At 50.2% G+C, this 17,477-nt stretch carries 15 protein-coding genes and 1 pseudogene; 8 read left to right on the top strand and 8 right to left on the bottom strand.

Annotated features, from left to right (window positions below):
* Positions 1 to 23: 23 nt before the first annotated feature.
* Both C7W93_RS21915 and C7W93_RS21910 read right to left on the bottom strand, forming a co-directional pair.
* Positions 24 to 1,541, bottom strand: coding sequence for an efflux transporter outer membrane subunit (locus tag C7W93_RS21915; RefSeq protein ID WP_108442462.1), 1,518 nt, complete (start codon positions 1,539 to 1,541; stop codon positions 24 to 26).
* 279 nt (positions 1,542 to 1,820) lie between these two features.
* Complete coding sequence (locus C7W93_RS21910; RefSeq protein WP_108442461.1) at positions 1,821 to 3,245, bottom strand: MFS transporter; 1,425 nt, start codon at positions 3,243 to 3,245, stop codon at positions 1,821 to 1,823.
* A 331-nt stretch (positions 3,246 to 3,576) separates the two neighbouring features.
* Here C7W93_RS21910 and C7W93_RS21905 point away from each other — a divergent pair, with 331 nt between their 5' ends.
* The 4 genes and pseudogenes from C7W93_RS21905 to ftsB all read left to right on the top strand — a co-directional run.
* Positions 3,577 to 5,235, top strand: a complete 1,659-nt coding sequence (locus tag C7W93_RS21905) for a CTP synthase (RefSeq protein WP_108442460.1) — start codon at positions 3,577 to 3,579, stop codon at positions 5,233 to 5,235.
* A gap of 9 nt (positions 5,236 to 5,244) precedes the next feature.
* Entirely contained in the window at positions 5,245 to 6,099 is an 855-nt protein-coding gene (gene kdsA / locus C7W93_RS21900; protein ID WP_108442459.1) for a 3-deoxy-8-phosphooctulonate synthase, read from the top strand.
* A gap of 152 nt (positions 6,100 to 6,251) precedes the next feature.
* The gene (gene eno, locus C7W93_RS21895; protein WP_108442458.1) at positions 6,252 to 7,535 is read left to right on the top strand and encodes a phosphopyruvate hydratase; all 1,284 of its coding nucleotides are present in this window, start codon (positions 6,252 to 6,254) and stop codon (positions 7,533 to 7,535) included.
* A gap of 90 nt (positions 7,536 to 7,625) precedes the next feature.
* Positions 7,626 to 7,898: pseudogene (gene ftsB / locus C7W93_RS25530) on the top strand (cell division protein FtsB); the annotation flags it as partial.
* 314 nt (positions 7,899 to 8,212) lie between these two features.
* Here ftsB and hslO read toward each other — a convergent pair.
* Positions 8,213 to 9,148 (bottom strand): Hsp33 family molecular chaperone HslO, encoded by a 936-nt coding sequence (gene hslO, locus C7W93_RS21885; RefSeq protein WP_108442682.1) that lies wholly within the window; start codon positions 9,146 to 9,148, stop codon positions 8,213 to 8,215.
* 43 nt (positions 9,149 to 9,191) lie between these two features.
* A complete protein-coding gene (locus C7W93_RS21880; protein ID WP_108442456.1) occupies positions 9,192 to 9,716 on the bottom strand; it encodes a gamma carbonic anhydrase family protein in 525 nt (174 codons plus the stop codon).
* A 159-nt stretch (positions 9,717 to 9,875) separates the two neighbouring features.
* Here C7W93_RS21880 and C7W93_RS21875 point away from each other — a divergent pair, with 159 nt between their 5' ends.
* Entirely contained in the window at positions 9,876 to 10,775 is a 900-nt protein-coding gene (locus C7W93_RS21875) for a ferritin-like domain-containing protein (RefSeq protein WP_108442681.1), read from the top strand.
* 68 nt (positions 10,776 to 10,843) lie between these two features.
* Here C7W93_RS21875 and C7W93_RS21870 read toward each other — a convergent pair whose 3' ends face one another.
* From C7W93_RS21870 to C7W93_RS21855, 4 genes are all read right to left on the bottom strand, one after another.
* A complete protein-coding gene (locus C7W93_RS21870) occupies positions 10,844 to 11,401 on the bottom strand; it encodes an RDD family protein (protein WP_225869996.1) in 558 nt (185 codons plus the stop codon).
* 108 nt (positions 11,402 to 11,509) lie between these two features.
* Complete coding sequence (locus C7W93_RS21865; protein WP_108442455.1) at positions 11,510 to 12,277, bottom strand: DUF3106 domain-containing protein; 768 nt, start codon at positions 12,275 to 12,277, stop codon at positions 11,510 to 11,512.
* Positions 12,268 to 12,684: a DUF3619 family protein gene (locus C7W93_RS21860; RefSeq protein WP_108442454.1), complete on the bottom strand. Its 417-nt coding sequence runs from the start codon at positions 12,682 to 12,684 to the stop codon at positions 12,268 to 12,270. Before C7W93_RS21860 ends, C7W93_RS21865 begins: the two co-directional genes overlap by 10 nt.
* Positions 12,681 to 13,250: an RNA polymerase sigma factor gene (locus C7W93_RS21855; protein WP_108442453.1), complete on the bottom strand. Its 570-nt coding sequence runs from the start codon at positions 13,248 to 13,250 to the stop codon at positions 12,681 to 12,683. The genes C7W93_RS21860 and C7W93_RS21855 overlap by 4 nt, the downstream gene beginning before the upstream one ends.
* A gap of 659 nt (positions 13,251 to 13,909) precedes the next feature.
* Between C7W93_RS21855 and C7W93_RS21850 the strand changes: the two genes are divergently transcribed.
* From C7W93_RS21850 to ilvC, 3 genes are all read left to right on the top strand, one after another.
* Positions 13,910 to 15,637: an acetolactate synthase 3 catalytic subunit gene (locus C7W93_RS21850; RefSeq protein ID WP_108442452.1), complete on the top strand. Its 1,728-nt coding sequence runs from the start codon at positions 13,910 to 13,912 to the stop codon at positions 15,635 to 15,637.
* On the top strand, positions 15,637 to 16,128 hold the full coding sequence (gene ilvN, locus C7W93_RS21845; protein ID WP_108442451.1) for an acetolactate synthase small subunit: 492 nt from the start codon (positions 15,637 to 15,639) through the stop codon (positions 16,126 to 16,128). The genes C7W93_RS21850 and ilvN overlap by 1 nt, the downstream gene beginning before the upstream one ends.
* A 145-nt stretch (positions 16,129 to 16,273) precedes the next feature.
* The gene (ilvC, locus tag C7W93_RS21840; protein ID WP_108442450.1) at positions 16,274 to 17,290 is read left to right on the top strand and encodes a ketol-acid reductoisomerase; all 1,017 of its coding nucleotides are present in this window, start codon (positions 16,274 to 16,276) and stop codon (positions 17,288 to 17,290) included.
* Positions 17,291 to 17,477 lie beyond the last annotated feature (187 nt).

The following is a 17,477-nucleotide window of genomic DNA, read 5'->3' as shown; positions in this document are numbered from 1 at the left end:
TTACTCGCGAAAATGAATTGGATTTAATGTGTTTTTGTCTGCGTGGCATTGTTCAATGCAGTCTTTTCGAGTGCATCTTTAGTCAATGCCGTCGCGTCCCAGCCGCCGCCGATGGCTTTGATCAGCCCAACACTGGCAACCAATTGACGGCCACGTATCTGCACCGCCGTACGCGCATTGCTCAGCGCGGTTGTCTGGGCAATCACGACGCTTAAATAGGTAGTAGTGCCAGCGCGGTATTGGCTCAACGCCAGTCTTTCGGCAAGTTCCGATGCCGCGACAGCCTGATCCTGCACCACGCCTTCGCGATCCAGAACGTTCAAGGTGGTCAGATTGTCTTCAACATCCTGAAAACCGTTTAATACCGTTTGTTTGTATTGGGCGACGGCGACGTCATAGGCGGCCACCGCTTGCGCACTGTGAGCCCGACGCAAGCCGCCATCGAAAATGGTTTCTGCCAACGCGGAGCCGAGCGACCAGACACGGCTAGGGGCATTAAACCAATTTGCCAGACTATTCCCATTGAAGCCGCCATTTGCACTGAGTAGTAAGTTGGGGAAGAAGGCGGCTTTGGCGACGCCGATATTTGCGTTTGCCAGTGCAGCGCGACGTTCGGCAGCAGCAATATCGGGACGACGTTCAAGCAGATCGGAGGGCAAGCCGGGCGGAACTAGCGGCAAATGCGCCACCAGCGGCACGGTTGAGGCGGATGTGACCGGTGTCAGCGAAAAGGCGGCGGGCGACTTACCCTGCAAAATCGCAATCGCATGTTCTAACTGGCCGCGTTGTGCATCCAGATCAATTGCTTGCGCCTCGGCGGTTTTTAGTTGCGCTTCGGCTTGCGCTACATCAGAACGCAACGCTACACCGGCGTTGTATTGGCTTTGCGTCAGTTGCAGCGAACGGGCATAGGCTGCGGTGGTGCGCGCATATAAATCCTTGAGTTGATCGGTCACCCGCAACTGTAAATAATCTTGCGCCAGCGTCGTTTGGATACTGAGACGCGCCGCTGCCAGATCGGCGGCGCTGGCTTGCGTACCGGCTTCTCCTGACTCCACTGAACGACGTACCGCGCCCCAGATATCCGGCTCCCAACTAGCGTTGATGGAAGCACTGTATTCATTGCCGGTATTAATCACGCCACTGGTATTCGTGCGTGCCCTGCCTACACCGGTGTTCACGCCCAGCGTTGGCCAAAATCCAGCACGTGCAGCATCGGCGGTAGCGTGTGCCTGTCGATACTGGGCTTCCGCCTGGCGAATATTTTGATTGGCTTGATTGGCTTGGGTTATCAGCGCGTTCAGCGTGCTGTCGCCATAAATTTCCCACCAGTTATGGTTGGCGTCGATGCTCTGCGGCGTCGCCGTTTTCCATGCCGTATTTTCTTTATAGGCACTGGGAGTATCGATTTGCGGGCGCACGTAATCGGGGCCGACGGCGCAGCCACCAAGTAAGGTGGCTAAGGCGGTGACGACTGCCGCTGCAAGTGCAGTGGCGGTCGGGCGCTTGCTGAGGTGGTGCAAAAATGGGATCGGGGTCATGGCCTGCAGTGAGCGGTAGGGCAATCGGATGATATGCCGGTCCGACAATGCAAGTAGCTGCCGGACTGGCATGCTTACCGTTGTACTTTAAGCGCTACTAAGGGACCGCAGGCTGTCGTGAATATGACAAATTTGTCAGTTTGGCGGCGAGTATTTTCCTATGGCAACTACGGCGAGCGGGCAATTACTCGGCGGTGCAGTATGCTCCTCCAACTGCAGCTTATATAAGCTGGCGGACAAAGTGTCGGTCATACCGACTTATGCCGTTTCCATGCCGACTCAGCTTGCTGTTTGTCGCCCATGACGAATCCGCAACGCACTAATCGTTGTCGCCAGCAACGTTGACGCGGCAGCAATCCATAGCGATAAGTGCACGGCGCTGGCATCGATTGATGCGGTATCTGCGGTTGAAGCGAGATGCGTGCCGGTTGCCGCCAGCGCAAAAGCCACCAGCGCTGCGCCTAATGACTGCCCGAACGTGCGGGCGATTGCCAGTACGCCAGAAGCCGCGCCACTGCGCGAGCGTGGGGCATTCGTCATCAGTTCTCGATTATTTGGACTTTGGAAAAATCCAAAACCTAATCCGCAAATAAATGCACGCCATAGAATATCTAGCACTGAAGGATGTTTCCCCAGCAAGGTCAGTAAGACCAGGCCGAGCGTGTACACGGCCAGCCCGCACGTCGATAGCAACGCTGCCGAATAACGATCGGCTAGTCGCCCGGCGATGGGGGCGGTAATCATGATCGCCACCGGCCACGGCGTAAATAATGCGGCTGACATCAGAGGGCTGAAACCGTAAGCACCTTGAAATAGAAAGGGGAGGGCGATAAATGCAATCCCTTGTCCGATAAATGAGCAAACCGAAGTGGCGACCGCCATCGAAAAACGGATCGATGAAAAGATATCCAATGGTAATAAAGGTGCGGCTGCACGTTTTTGGCGAATAATAAACAACACTATCGACAGGATTGCCACCGCGGCGAAAATCAATTCATTGCCGATGCTGTCATGGCGGGATAAACCATCGACCCCAAGAACAATCGCCGCCAAAGCCAGCCCCGATAAAAGTGCACCGGCGACATCAAATTTTCCGCCGCGGCCATGATCGGTCGGCAATACACGTCGCGCCAATATCAATGTGACGATACCGATGGGCACGTTGACGGCAAATAACCAGGGCCAGCTCAGTACCGATAGCATTGCGCCGCCGATAGCCGGGCCCGCTGCCAGCGAAGAGGCAACCACCATTGCGTTAATGCCGAGGGCGGTTCCGAGTAAACGTGTGGGGAAAATATTTCGATAGAGCGCGGGGCCGATGCTCATGGCCGCAGCCGCACCGATGCCCTGTATAAAACGCAATATATTCAGCGACATTAGCGAGTGCGACAAAGCGCAGCCAAGCGAACTAATCGTAAATAACAGAATGCCGCCCATATACAGGCGTCGAAAACCAATCACATCGCCAAGCGAGGCAAACGCCACCATTGTCATGGCCCCGGCCAGAATATAGGCGTTGGCGATCCAGACCGCCGCCGCGGGAAGGACATTCAAATCGCGGGCAATGATCGGTAGTGCCACGTTGACGATGGAGCCATCCAGTACCGTCATGCCGGTAACTAATATCATCACAATAATGGCGACGCGTCGTTGGGCGGCGGGGATGCCATCATCTCCTGCGAGATCGGTAAAAAGTCTGCTCATGGAATTTGGTATTGACGCTTAAGTCGTCGTGGATGTGGCTGATGGCGCTGCGATAAAGTAAAAAGCACGGGCAGTCCAGGTTGGCGGGCAGGTAAGGGAACGCGGGAGTAGCATGTGCTGCGATAGTGCAGAATTATTGCATGACGCACAATTTTTTGCCGACAACCCTCGTTGTGTTGTGATTTTATCGCTATAAACGTGCTTTTTTTAGGCCCATACGGAAAATATGCGCACACGTCAAGACGACAATCGCGTGCTTTTTTCAAGAAGACGAATGGTTGATTGAGGTATAATTCGAATTTCCCGCATGTGCCGTTCGGCACCTTCCGCAATGACCAAGTTTGTATTTGTTACTGGCGGCGTCGTGTCTTCCCTAGGTAAAGGGATTGCCGCCGCTTCCCTCGCCGCGATCCTCGAATCGCGTGGCCTAAAAGTCACCCTCATTAAACTCGATCCGTATATCAACGTTGACCCAGGGACGATGAGTCCGCTCCAACACGGCGAAGTATTTGTTACCGATGATGGGGCAGAAACTGACCTCGATCTCGGCCACTATGAGCGTTTTATTACAACGCGCATGAAGAAGGTGAATAACTTTACGACCGGGCAAGTTTACGAATCCGTGATCCGCAAGGAACGCCGTGGTGAATACCTCGGGAAAACCGTGCAAGTGATTCCGCACATTACCAATGAAATCCAGGATTACATCTATCGCGGCGCCGAAGGGTTTGACGTGGCGTTGGTAGAAATCGGCGGCACAGTTGGTGATATTGAGTCGTTGCCCTTCCTTGAAGCAGCACGTCAATTGAGTTTGCGCGCCGGTCGTAAAGCGGCGGCATTTGTGCATTTGACATTGGTGCCTTACTTACCATCAGCAGGTGAACTAAAAACCAAGCCAACCCAGCATAGCGTACAAAAATTGCGTGAAATCGGTATTTTGCCTGATGCATTGCTGTGCCGCGCCGATCGTCCTATTCCTGACGAAGAGCGGGCGAAGATTTCGCTGTTCTCGAACGTCGAGATGGCTGCCGTCATTTCGGTCTGGGACGTGGATACTATTTATAAAATTCCACAAATGCTGCACGACCAGGGTTTGGACGCAATTATTTGCGAAAAACTCGGCCTGTCGCCGCAGCCAGCCGATTTGACGATGTGGACTAATTTGGTGAGTGCGCTGGAAAATCCAGAGCACGAACTGACGATAGGTATGGTCGGCAAGTACGTCGATCTGACTGAATCGTATAAATCGCTGACTGAGGCTTTGCGTCATGCCGGGATTCATACTGGTTCCCGCGTCAATATTGAATATCTGGATTCAGAAGAAATTGAAGCCAAGGGTACGCAATCGTTATCGAAGTATGACGCGATTCTGGTGCCGGGCGGCTTCGGCAAGCGCGGCGTAGAAGGCAAGATCAACGCTGCACGTTATGCACGGGAAAATAAAATACCTTACCTCGGTATTTGTCTCGGTATGCAAGTCGCCTTGCTTGAATATGCCCGTAACGTTGCTGGTCTGACGTTGGCAAACTCGACTGAATTTGATGAGCAAACCGAACAGCCGGTCGTGGCGCTGATTAACGAATGGCAAAATCACGACGGTAAAGTCGAATTGCGCGATGCTAATTCCGATTTGGGCGGCACCATGCGTTTAGGCGCACAAACCTGCGATATCAAACCGGGCACTCTGGCTTCTGAAATCTACGGCTCGACGGTGACTGAGCGTCATCGTCACCGCTATGAAGCGAACAATCACTATCTGGATCGGATCGAAGCAGCCGGGCTGGTCGTCTCGGCACGCACGCCTACCGAAGAACTATGCGAAGTAATGGAATTGCCGCGCACTGGTGAGCATGCGCATCCCTGGTATGTCGGCGTCCAATATCATCCAGAATTTAAATCGACTCCACGTGATGGACATCCGCTGTTTATCTCGTTTATCTCGGCAGCGTTGGCGCATCAGCAAGCCCTCGCTAAAAATCCTAAGGTATAAGGAAAGAACATGAAACTGTGCGGCTTTGATATTGGCTTGGATCAGCCATTTTTTCTGATTGCAGGTCCTTGCGTGATTGAATCACGTCAAATGGCACTCGATACCGCCGGTCAATTGAAAGAGATCACCAGCGCGCTGGGTATCAACTTCATTTACAAGTCGTCGTTTGACAAGGCTAACCGTTCTTCAGGCACGTCATTTCGTGGTCTGGGAATGGAAAAAGGTCTTGAGATTTTGGCTGATGTAAAGAAACAAATTGGTGTGCCGGTATTGACTGATATACATGAAATTGACGAGATCAAGCCAGTTTCTGCCGTGGTAGACGTATTGCAAACACCGGCGTTTTTATGTCGTCAAACCGACTTCATCAATGCGTGCGCACAGTCGGGAAGACCGGTAAATATTAAAAAAGGCCAATTTCTGGGGCCGCATGATATGACCAATGTGATCGACAAAGCGCGTGCAGCTGCCCGTGAAGCCGGTTTGCCAGAAGATAACTTTATGGCATGCGAACGCGGCGCGTCGTTTGGATATAACAATCTGGTATCCGATATGCGCTCGCTGGCGATCATGCGCGAAACCGGTTGTCCGGTTGTGTTCGATGCGACGCATTCTGTGCAATTGCCGGGTGGACAGGGCAGTACTTCCGGTGGTCAGCGCGAGTTTGTGCCAGTGCTGGCGCGGGCGGCGATTGCCGTTGGGATTTCTGGCATTTTTATGGAAACCCATCCTGATCCGTCTAAAGCGATGTCGGACGGTCCAAACGCGGTGCCATTGGGCCGGATGAAAGAATTGCTGGCGACTTTGATCGAGTTGGATCGTGTCGTTAAAAAGAATGGTTTTCTGGAAACCCATTTCGCTTGAGATTACAATACGCGCCATCATTGATAAATGATGGCGCGTATCTTTTGTTGGCCTACATTATTGGCTTCTAAGCAGTATCGCGTATTAATTAACGTTATTTACGGTTAATTCAGGTATTAATAAGAAGTAATCATTATGGATAGAGGAAATAAATGAGTGCAATTGTTGACATCATCGGCCGCGAAATTATTGATTCACGCGGTAACCCTACAGTCGAGTGCGACGTCCTGCTGGAATCCGGCGTCATGGGCCGTGCATCGGTGCCATCCGGAGCATCGACTGGCTCGCGTGAAGCAATCGAACTGCGCGACGGCGACAAAAGCCGTTACGGCGGCAAGGGTGTTTTAACTGCTTGTGAGCATATTAATACCGAAATTTCCGAAGCCATCATGGGCTTGGACGCCAACGAGCAAGCATTCCTGGATCGCACGCTGATTGATCTGGATGGCACTGAAAACAAAGGGCGTTTAGGCGCGAACGCAATGTTGGCCGTGTCGATGGCGGTGGCTAAAGCTGCTGCTGAAGAAGCTGGCTTGCCGCTTTACCGCTATTTCGGCGGTAGCGGCGCAATGCAAATGCCAGTACCGATGATGAACGTAATCAACGGTGGCGCGCACGCTGACAATAACCTCGATATTCAAGAGTTCATGATTATCCCGGTCGGCGCACCAAGTTTCCGCGAAGCGCTTCGTTACGGCGCTGAAGTATTCCATGCGCTGAAAAAGATCCTGCTAGACAAAGGCCTGGCAACTTCAGTTGGCGATGAAGGTGGTTTTGCACCATCCGTAGCTAACCATGAAGAAGCGCTGAAGCTGATTATTCAAGCGATTGAAGCAGCTGGCTATGAGCCTGGGACACAAATTGCACTGGGTCTGGATTGCGCTGCAAGCGAATTCTACAAAGACGGTAATTACGTCCTTGCCGGTGAAAACATGACGTTGACAGGTGCGCAATTCACCGGATTACTGGCATCGTGGTGTGACAAATATCCGATCATCAGCATCGAAGACGGTATGGCTGAAAACGATTGGGATGGCTGGAAGCTGCTGACCGAAACGCTGGGTAAGAAAATTCAATTGGTTGGTGACGATCTGTTCGTGACCAATACCAAGATTTTGCGTGAAGGTATTGAAAAAAATATCGCTAACTCAATCCTGATCAAGATCAATCAGATTGGTACACTGACCGAAACTTTTGCTGCAATTGAAATGGCAAAACGTGCTGGTTACACCGCTGTGATTTCGCATCGCTCAGGCGAGACAGAAGATTCAACTATTGCGGATATCGCGGTCGGTACAAATGCACTGCAGATCAAGACCGGCTCAATGTCGCGTTCGGATCGTATGGCGAAGTACAACCAACTATTGCGCATTGAAGAAGATTTGGGCGATATCGCTAGTTATCCTGGCCGTTCCGCCTTTTATAACCTGAAGTAATTTGTTATAAATAGCATGTAATGCAATGATCCCGGCCAGCGAGTTAATTTAATCGCTGGCCGGATTTGCATATATTTAATTGGATTGTTAATGCGTTTAATCGCCATTTGTCTGACCGTGTTGTTGCTATTAATCCAGTATCCCCTGTGGCTGGGCAAAGGTGGCTGGCTACGCGTCTGGGATATGGGGCAACAAGTTGTGGCTGCGCATGACAAAGTCGATTATCTGAAGGCGCGCAATGCCAAACTAGATTCAGAAGTACATGATTTGAAAGAAGGTACAGGCGCAGTTGAAGAGCGCGCACGTACTGAGCTGGGAATGATCAAGCAAGACGAGATTTTTGTGCAGATATTGGACCCGAGCAATACTGAAGTGGTCTCGACCCTGAAGGAGGCACAACAATTATCCGATAGCGTTGGCGCTGCGATTCCTTCCAAACCGCCTGCGGCTAAGCCCGGCGAAAAAACACCGGCAACGACCGCCGCTAAGTCGACTAAATTAGGATCAAAAACGGCGGCTAAGCCAACACGGGCACAATCGTTTGAAGCAGCGACCGCGCTCATCAAAGATTGATAGAGCACGGTACTTTGGTGCGAGAAGCAACTATTAGCCTTCACCAATAGTTGATATCCTTGATGCCTGCTATCTAGCCGCACCAGTTTTGCCTAGGGCAAAAATTAATGCTTGATGTTACCCGTTGTCAGTAAAGTCTCGACAGGGGCGCTGGTTGCAAACAGATGGGCGCAATCGACTTTATCAAAAGCATAATGCTGGCCGCAAAAATCACAGTCAACCGACAGTTTTCCCATTTCCGCGATGGCTTCATCGACTTCTTTTTGTCCTAACATTTGCAGCATATTGCCCACTTTTTCGCGTGAGCAGTTGCAGACAAAGCTGGGATGCTGCGGTTCGAAAACCCGTACAGTTTCTTCCCAAAACAGGCGTCGCAATAGTGTTTGAATATCGGTCGACAGCATTTCTGCCGGACGCAAGGTTGCGCCCAACATAGAAATACGATTCCAGTTTTCAAGCGGGTCTTCTATGCTAATTCCAGTGCCGCCATGATTCGGCAATTTTTGCAGTAATAAGCCTCGGGAGACATTAGCATCAGCGGCTAACCATAGCTTGGTATCTAGCTGTTCCGAGCGCAACATATAGTTTTCGATAACTTCGGCGACATTGTTACCATCTAGCGGCACGATTCCTTGATAGGGTTGCTGCCCCGGCATTTTGTCTTGCGGGTCCAAAGTGATGGCAAATCGACCATGGCCATTAACGTTGACTAATTCGGTCAGGGTAGCGCCATCTTCCACTACTGCATCTGGTACCAGCTTTGCCGTAGCGCGCATCTGCAATTTAGCATCGCATTCCACTACTAATAGGCGCACCGGGCCGTCGCCATGTATTTGCATCACAATCACGCCATTAAATTTTAAATTTGCCGTGAGTAGTGCGGCTGCGGCTAGCATTTCGCCTAGCAGCGTCGTCACCGCAGTCGGATAGTTGCGGCGTGCCAATACTTGTTGCCAGGTATGGGAAAGCTCAACCAATTCGCCCCGAACTGCGGCATCTTCGAGCATAAATTTTTGCAGATTGTCGTTACTTATATTCATCGCGTTATTTCTACCTTCGCCGATCATGTCAATTATTGTTTATTCAGTCGATTTTCTTTAGCTGCGTTTTATATTCCTGACCGCGCTCTATATAGTGCTGCGCACCGCCAGCCAGCTTCACGAGATCTTCTGCGGATAAGATACGCGCCACTTTGGCGGGAGAGCCAATGATCAACGCATTATCAGGAAATTCTTTGCCTTCGGTGACCAATGCGCCTGCACCCACTAGGCTATTTTTGCCGATTTTGGCACCGTTTAGCACGACGGCCTGGATGCCGATCAGTGCGCCATCGCCTATCGTGCAACCATGCAACATGACCTGATGACCGATTGTGACGTTCTCACCGATCGTCAGCGGAAAGCCCATATCGGTATGTAAAACCGAATTTTCCTGAACATTGCTGCCACGGCCGATGGTAATGAGTTCGTTATCGCCACGAATGGTGACGCCAAACCAGATACTGGCGTTGGCTTCAACTTTAACTTTACCGATGAGCGTTGCATTTTCGGCGACGTAAGCGGATGGATCAATTTCGGGGATATGTTCACCCAGTTGGTAGATACTCATAATTCTCCGTAGAATGTGCGCTTGTTTGTTACATCCAGCAGCAGGATGGGTAAGAGATTATCTATTTGAGGCAAATACGGGTGTTAATGAAATTGTTTTCCAACTTATGCGCAATTGCGCACGAATACCCTTTTAGGTCGCTATTTTACCGCTGCTAGCATGAAGAGTTTATCTGATCCTATTTTTGTTGTTTCTACGACCGCGCTGCCTGAGTTGCGCAGCGCCGCCTTACGCCAGCTACTGACGTGCGATCCAATCGGTAAAGTAGCAGGCATCGCCCATTTAGTTGCCGATGTTAAGCGTGGCGCATTCACGCTAGATACCTCCGCTATTTTGATTAACGCTGCAGAAGCCAGGGCTATTCCAGGGCGGCCATTGCAGCCAGAACTGGTTTTACCTAAGACGCTGAAACATCGCTCGATGCGTACAGAGGAGGGGCGGGCTGCGTTAATTCACGCGCTTGCACATATCGAATTCAACGCTATGAATCTGGCATTGGATGCAGTTTGCCGTTTTGTGGACATGCCTGATGAGTATTACACCGACTGGCTGAGTGTGGCAGGCGAAGAGGCGCAGCATTTTGACATGCTGTCGCGGCATTTGCAGACTTTAGGTTTTGCGTATGGCGCATTCCCGGCGCACGGCAGCATGTGGGAAATGGCTGAAAAAACGCAGCATGATGTTTTGGCGCGGATGGCGCTCGTACCGCGCACATTGGAAGCGCGGGGACTGGATGCTACTCCGGCAGTGAGGGCCAAAATTGCGCAAGCAGGTGACATGGCCGCAGCGCACATTCTCGACATTATTTTGCGGGAGGAGGTGGGCCATGTTGCGATAGGGAATCATTGGTATAACTGGCTATGCATGGCGCGCGAGTTAGAGCCAATTGCCGCCTTTGCAGACTTGGTACGCGAATATGAGGCACCGGTATTGCGTGGTCCGTTTAATATCGCGGCTCGCCGGGCAGCCGGATTTACCGAAGAAGAGCTAACAGTGTTGCAATCAGGATGGATTGTGCGTCCAACGGCTGATACTGATGTGCCGACCGCTGGTCAATGAGGACGTTGTTCGCGTCCTGCTGATCGCTAAATGACCGTTTTATTGAAAGTGTCTGCTGCAACCAGGCCTTAGTGATACCAACGCCTTTTTCCTTCGGGTTTCGCAATTTCGGCCATATTGATAAGCTTGGTGCCGGCTAAGCGGTCGTGCAAAAACTGACGTTGCGGATCAAGATAGATGGTCATTGACCACAAAACAAAATTGACGACCGGAATGATCGCCAGCATCCAGGTATGCGCGCCCAAAGCCCATGCCACGACTAAACCGGGAAGAAACCATAGCCACGCCAATAAATAGCGTATTAATGCATTTTTGACGGTAATCGCGCTGTCATCCTTATTGACTAACTGTAAGCGCCAGGTCTTCATGGCCAGTGTTTGGCCGCCGTGGCTCCAGCACCAGACAAAATAAGCGGTCAGAACAAGAAATAGCCATGCCTGCTGCCCGTGGCGCAAATATAAGGCATTGCGTTGCTGCAGCAACATCGAAAAGATCAGACCCGATACGAATAGAATGCCAAACAGCAGCATTGCCTCATACATCATGCTGCCAAAGCGTCGTTTTAAAGACGGCGTTGCTGAGCTGGGGGAGACGATCGTATCGATGGAGGGGATGGAGGATATCAAGGATGCGATTGTTTCGTGATGAGGTTTGATGAGCGAAGTAGGGCGTAAATAGACCGCGCAAATTAAACGAGACTGCAAGCGTTAGCTCGCAGTCTCGCGAATGACAATTTAATGGGTAGACGGCTCGCCCGGCAGCACCGGTTGTGGTGCTGGCACCGCCACCGGTGGTGGTAATGGTCGTGGCGGCTGCGGTGTTAACTGAATTGGCTTAGCTGGTTTGGTCTTGGCGGGCGGCGACAGAATTTGTGCAGTAACCCGCTTGCGATTATTTGCTGTAGCCGCTTCTGCGGCAAGTTTTTGTTTTTCTTCTTCCGGCAGTTGCTGGTATTGCGCCCAGCGTTTTGCGCGTTCTTCAGTATCAAGTTTTCTGGTGCGAGCATAGTTTTCGCGTACCTCACGGCGCTGTTCCGGTGTCAGATTACCCCAGTCATGCATGCGTTCCTGCACCCTTGCTTGTTCAGTCGCGCTCATGCTGTTAAAGCGTTTGCTGATCTCAATCCACTTTTTTCTTGTAGATAGCTTTAATTTATCCCAGCCTGTGGCGAGCGGCGCAAGTGTTAGCTTTTGGGCAGCAGTAAGATCGCTCCAGTCGCTTTTATTGTCGATTACTTTACTGGCTTTGCTCGGATTAGCAGGATTAATGGGTTTTGGTTTGACTGCCAGCTCACCGGTCATAGCCGGCGGAGGAATCGACACCCCGGCAGCATGCGAAGAGCGCATGATGATTGAGATCGACACCAGAATGACGCCCAATAGCGCCGCTAAAGTCACCGCAATTGCACGAAAGCGGTTGCCTTGGATAGACCATGCACGACGTGACGATGTGTTATCTGTCCGCGGCTGGCTATTTTTTTTAAATGTCGGTACTAGCGCCATTCTGGGTTGTCGTGCTTGGCAAGATAGGTGTCAAAGCCACGGTCAAGATAGGCTGAGGGCGGTACTTCATCTGCCAATACGGCGGCGTCAATCGCCGCAATTTCGGTGATGTGATGTTGTTGCTCGTACTGATACAGCCCAAAAAATAACACCACGCCAGCCAGAATCGGGGCAGCAACACCAAGCGGCTTCAGCCAGAAAAATGTCTTAGGGAAGAAATGGTTGGCAGTACCAGCCAGCACGTTTTGGTGGGCGATGACCCGTACAGGCGCATCTTTTTTCTTGCGCGATAATGCCATTTGGCGCGCAGCCGCCAGCCGATCAACCGTGGCAACTGGCATGTCATCAATACGCTCATTTAGCGCGTGGCGCACCTTGTACGCAAAATTAATATCTTTGTTACTCATAAAGTAATTCCTTTGGCCCTGAGCGCCTGCGCCAGGGTATGTGTTGCGCGAGAGCAATGTGTTTTTACACTGCCTTCGGAGCAGCCCATTGCGGCGGCAGTCTCGGCAACATCCATGTCCTCCCAATAACGCATCAGGAAGGCTTCTCGTTGACGACCAGGTAGTTTTTGTACCTCTTGATCGATGATATCGAGAATTTGCTCGCGTTCGAGCTGGGATGAGCTGGACTCAGCTGCCTGCGTTCCTTCTTCCGATTCGTAGGTTTCCAGGACGTCGTAATCTTCTTCGTTACTCTTGTCGCGGCCTATGCTGGAAAATAAGCTGACCCAGGTATTGCGTACTTTTTCTCGGCGGAAATAGTCGAGAATCGTGTTTTGCAATATTCGCTGAAACAGCATCGGTAATTCGGCCGACGGCTTATCGCCATATTTTTCCGCAAGCTTAATCATTGCGTCCTGGACGATATCCAGCGCTGATTCGTCTTTACGGACGGCGTAAACCGCTTGCTTGAAGGCGCGTCGCTCTACGTTCTCGAGAAAATCTGAAAGTTCTTTATCAGTTGCCATGCATTGTGGCGCGTCGTGTTATACGCGGCCAGCCATTGAAAGTTGTTCAGAATCCTGCTGCGTCGCTGGCGCATGGGTAAATGCGACAGACTAGTTAATAACGGAACCTATGAAATCAGGATACGTTAATTGGCTTAGCGCTAACTTAGCTAGCTAAAGTTATCTTGATATGTTGTTTTGGATCACGTTAAATGAGGACTTTTCAGGCTGTTCGAATGCTATCAAAAAATACAGGTGTTGTGGGGCATTCGTGCCAAATTATGTTCAAATGTGGTCGTTTTCGTGCGAATTGTGACGAATTTGGCTTGACCTAAATGAAAGTACGCATTATGGTATCACTCCACTTCAGAATCCTGACGTGGATCCATGGTCTTCCCAAAGGCAGCGCAAGATGCTGATCGATGGTAAGACGCGCTTCACATTTGAAAGCTGTTTGTTCTATCCCGTGCCACAAGCGCGAGAAAATGGCTGTGATGCAGCAAGGTAATTGGCTGAACGAGTCGCGCTAAGCGCTATTTTGAATCGTGCCCTACGGGTATGCAACGAAATGACGTGAACGCACAAAAAAGGAATGCCAAAAATCCAGGTTGTGTACCACCGTTATCGTCAGGAAAGAACATCCGATCAATTTCCAATGGACCTTGAAAGGACTAAGTAATATGAATCAAGATACAAATTTGCCCATCAGCGGCGCAGAAATTTTAGTGCGTTGTCTGGCTGAAGAGGGTGTCGAGCACGTTTTCGGTTATCCCGGCGGTTCGGTGTTGTATATCTATGACGCCATCTTCCAGCAAGATAAATTTCAACACATTTTAGTACGTCACGAGCAGGCTGCGATTCACGCGGCAGACGCTTATTCGCGTAGCTCAAACAAAGTCGGTGTAGCAATTGTCACTTCCGGACCTGGCGTTACTAACGCAGTCACTGGTTTGGCAACAGCCTATATGGACTCAATCCCGATGGTGGTCATTTCAGGTCAGGTGCCATCCTATGCAATCGGGGAAGACGCGTTTCAGGAGTGCGATACCGTCGGTATCACCCGCCCTTGCGTGAAGCATAATTTCCTTGTCAAAGACGTTAAGGATTTGGCTGAAACAGTCAAAAAGGCATTTTATATTGCCACTACGGGCCGTCCTGGCCCTGTATTAATCGATATTCCTAAAGACATCACCATGCATCGGCATGTGTTCGCTTATCCAAAAGAAGTGGAGATGCGTTCGTACAAGCCGATCGATAAAGGTCATACCGGACAGATTCGTAAGGCATTGCAATTATTGCTGAACGCCGAACGTCCGATGATTTATACCGGCGGTGGTGTAATTCTGGCAAACGCTTCGCCTGAATTGAATCGTCTGGTGGATCGTCTGGGCTTCCCTTGCACCAATACGCTGATGGGACTAGGTGGCTATAAAGCTTCTAGCGACAAGTTTGTCGGTATGCCGGGTATGCACGGTACTTATGAAGCCAATATGGCGATGCAAAATTGTGACGTGCTGATTGCCATTGGCGCGCGTTTCGATGACCGCGTGATCGGTAATCCTAAGCATTTCGCCAGCAACGCGCGCAAAATTATCCATATTGATATCGATCCTTCATCAATCTCGAAGCGCGTCAAAGTAGATATTCCGATCGTCGGTAACGTCAAGGATGTGCTGCAAGAACTGCTGTCGCAACTGGATGCCGCCGAAACCAAGCCAAATCCGGTTGCTTTAGCTGCCTGGTGGAAGCAAGTCAATCAATGGCGTTCGCGTGATTGCCTGAAATTTGCAGAATCGTCAGAGTTCATCAAACCGCAGTCGGTGGTGGAAAAGGTTTGCCAAATCACGAATGGCGATGCGTTCATTACGTCCGATGTCGGACAGCATCAAATGTGGGCCGCGCAATACTATCGTTTTGATAAACCGCGTCGCTGGATCAATTCCGGTGGGCTGGGTACGATGGGCGTTGGTTTGCCGTATGCGATGGGCGTGCAAATGGCGAATCCGGGCGCGACGGTTGCCTGTATTACAGGTGAAGGATCGATTCAGATGTGTATTCAGGAACTCGCGACCTGCAAACAATATCATCTGACCCCAAAAATCATTCTGCTGAACAACCGTTTTCTGGGAATGGTGCGTCAGTGGCAACAAATCGATTACGGTTCGCGTTATTCCGAATCGTATATGGATTCACTGCCTGACTTTACCAAACTGGTTGAGTCGTACGGTCACGTTGGGATGAAAATTGAAAATCCAGCGGACGTTGACGGCGCATTGAAGGAAGCGTTTGGCATGAAAGACCGTTTGGTATTTATGAATTTCATTACGGATCAAACCGAGAATGTCTGGCCGATGGTGAAGGCGGGTCAGGGATTGACTGAAATGCTGCTCGGCTCGGAGGATCTGTAATGCAACATATTATTTCTGTACTACTTGAAAACGAAGCCGGTGCACTCTCACGGGTAGTGGGTTTATTCTCCGCTCGCGGTTACAACATTGAAACATTAACGGTCGCACCGACCGAAGATCCTACCTTGTCGCGGATGACCATCGTGACGAGGGGTTCTGATGACGTGATCGAACAGATCACCAAGCATTTGAATCGTCTGATTGAAGTTGTAAAAGTGGTCGACCTTACCGAAGGTGCGCACATTGAACGTGAATTGATGTTAATTAAAGTGCGTGCGGTCGGCAAGGAACGTGAAGAGATGAAACGTACTGCGGATATATTCCGGGGTCGCATCATTGATGTCACAGACAAGAGCTACACTATCGAGTTAACGGGGGCCAAAAGTAAATTAGATGCCTTCATTGATTCAATAGATCGGGTGGCAATTCTGGAAACTGTCCGTACCGGTGCTTCTGGCATTGGTCGCGGCGAACGTATCCTGAAGGTTTAACAAAAAAACTAGCTTCCCTGACGGAGCGAAATGAATAACCACATGTGTTAGCAAGTTTCGCTTCGTTTGTTGGCTGACTGAATTTATCGGACGTTACAGATCATCTGAACTGTTCTCTATCAATTATTTATATATAGGATTAAAAATGAAAGTTTTTTACGACAAAGACAGTGACCTTTCCCTGATCAAAGGTAAGAACGTTGCTATCATCGGCTATGGTTCACAAGGCCATGCACACGCACAGAATTTGAATGACTCCGGTGTGAATGTCACCGTTGGTCTGCGCAAAGGCGGCGCTTCCTGGGATAAAGTAGTTAATGCCGGCCTGAAGGTTGCTGAAGTCAATGACGCAGTAAAAGCTGCTGACGTCATCATGATTTTGCTGCCAGATGAAAACATCGCACAAGTTTACACAGAAAACGTTGCACCATATGCTAAGCAAGGCGCAACTCTGGCATTTGCACACGGTTTCAACATTCACTACGGTCAAGTAACACCGCGTGCTGATCTGGACGTCATCATGATCGCTCCAAAAGCGCCAGGTCACACTGTCCGCGCAACGTACACTCAAGGTGGCGGCGTACCTCACCTGATCGCGGTATATCAAGACAAATCCGGCATTGCCCGTGAAATCGCTTTGTCATACGCAACAGCAAACGGCGGCGGTCGTGCCGGTATCATCGAAACTAACTTCCGCGAAGAAACTGAAACAGACTTGTTCGGCGAACAAGCCGTTCTGTGCGGTGGTGCAGTTGAATTGATCAAAGCTGGTTTTGAAACATTGGTTGAAGCTGGTTATGCGCCAGAAATGGCCTACTTTGAATGTCTGCATGAATTGAAACTGATCGTTGATCTGATCTATGAAGGCGGTATCGCCAACATGAATTACTCGATCTCGAACAATGCAGAATACGGCGAATATGTCACTGGCCCACGTATCGTGACCGAAGACACTAAGAACGCTATGCGCGCTATTCTGAAAGACATTCAAACTGGTGAATACGCGAAGAGCTTCATTCTGGAAAATAAAGCTGGCGCGCCAACATTGTTGTCACGTCGTCGTTTGAATGCAGAGCACCAAATCGAAACAGTTGGTGCCCAACTGCGTGGCATGATGCCTTGGATCAAAAAGAACGCAATGGTTGATCAATCGAAAAACTAATCCAGACTAAGTTGATTCAATCGTCAGATTACTAGTATAAATAGCAAGTATCTGGCGCATCAAGAATTAATTTATAGGTGGGTACTAAAAAGGGACGCATTAGCGTCCCTTTTTTACTATAGAGTCGTAATGATTGTAATTGATACTTTTTCCTATAAAACAGCGTTTGTTAAGCGTGTATTTATTA

Source organism: Glaciimonas sp. PCH181 (assembly GCF_003056055.1).
GTDB lineage: Bacteria > Pseudomonadota > Gammaproteobacteria > Burkholderiales > Burkholderiaceae_D > Glaciimonas.
This window is presented reverse-complemented; position numbering and strand designations above follow the sequence as displayed.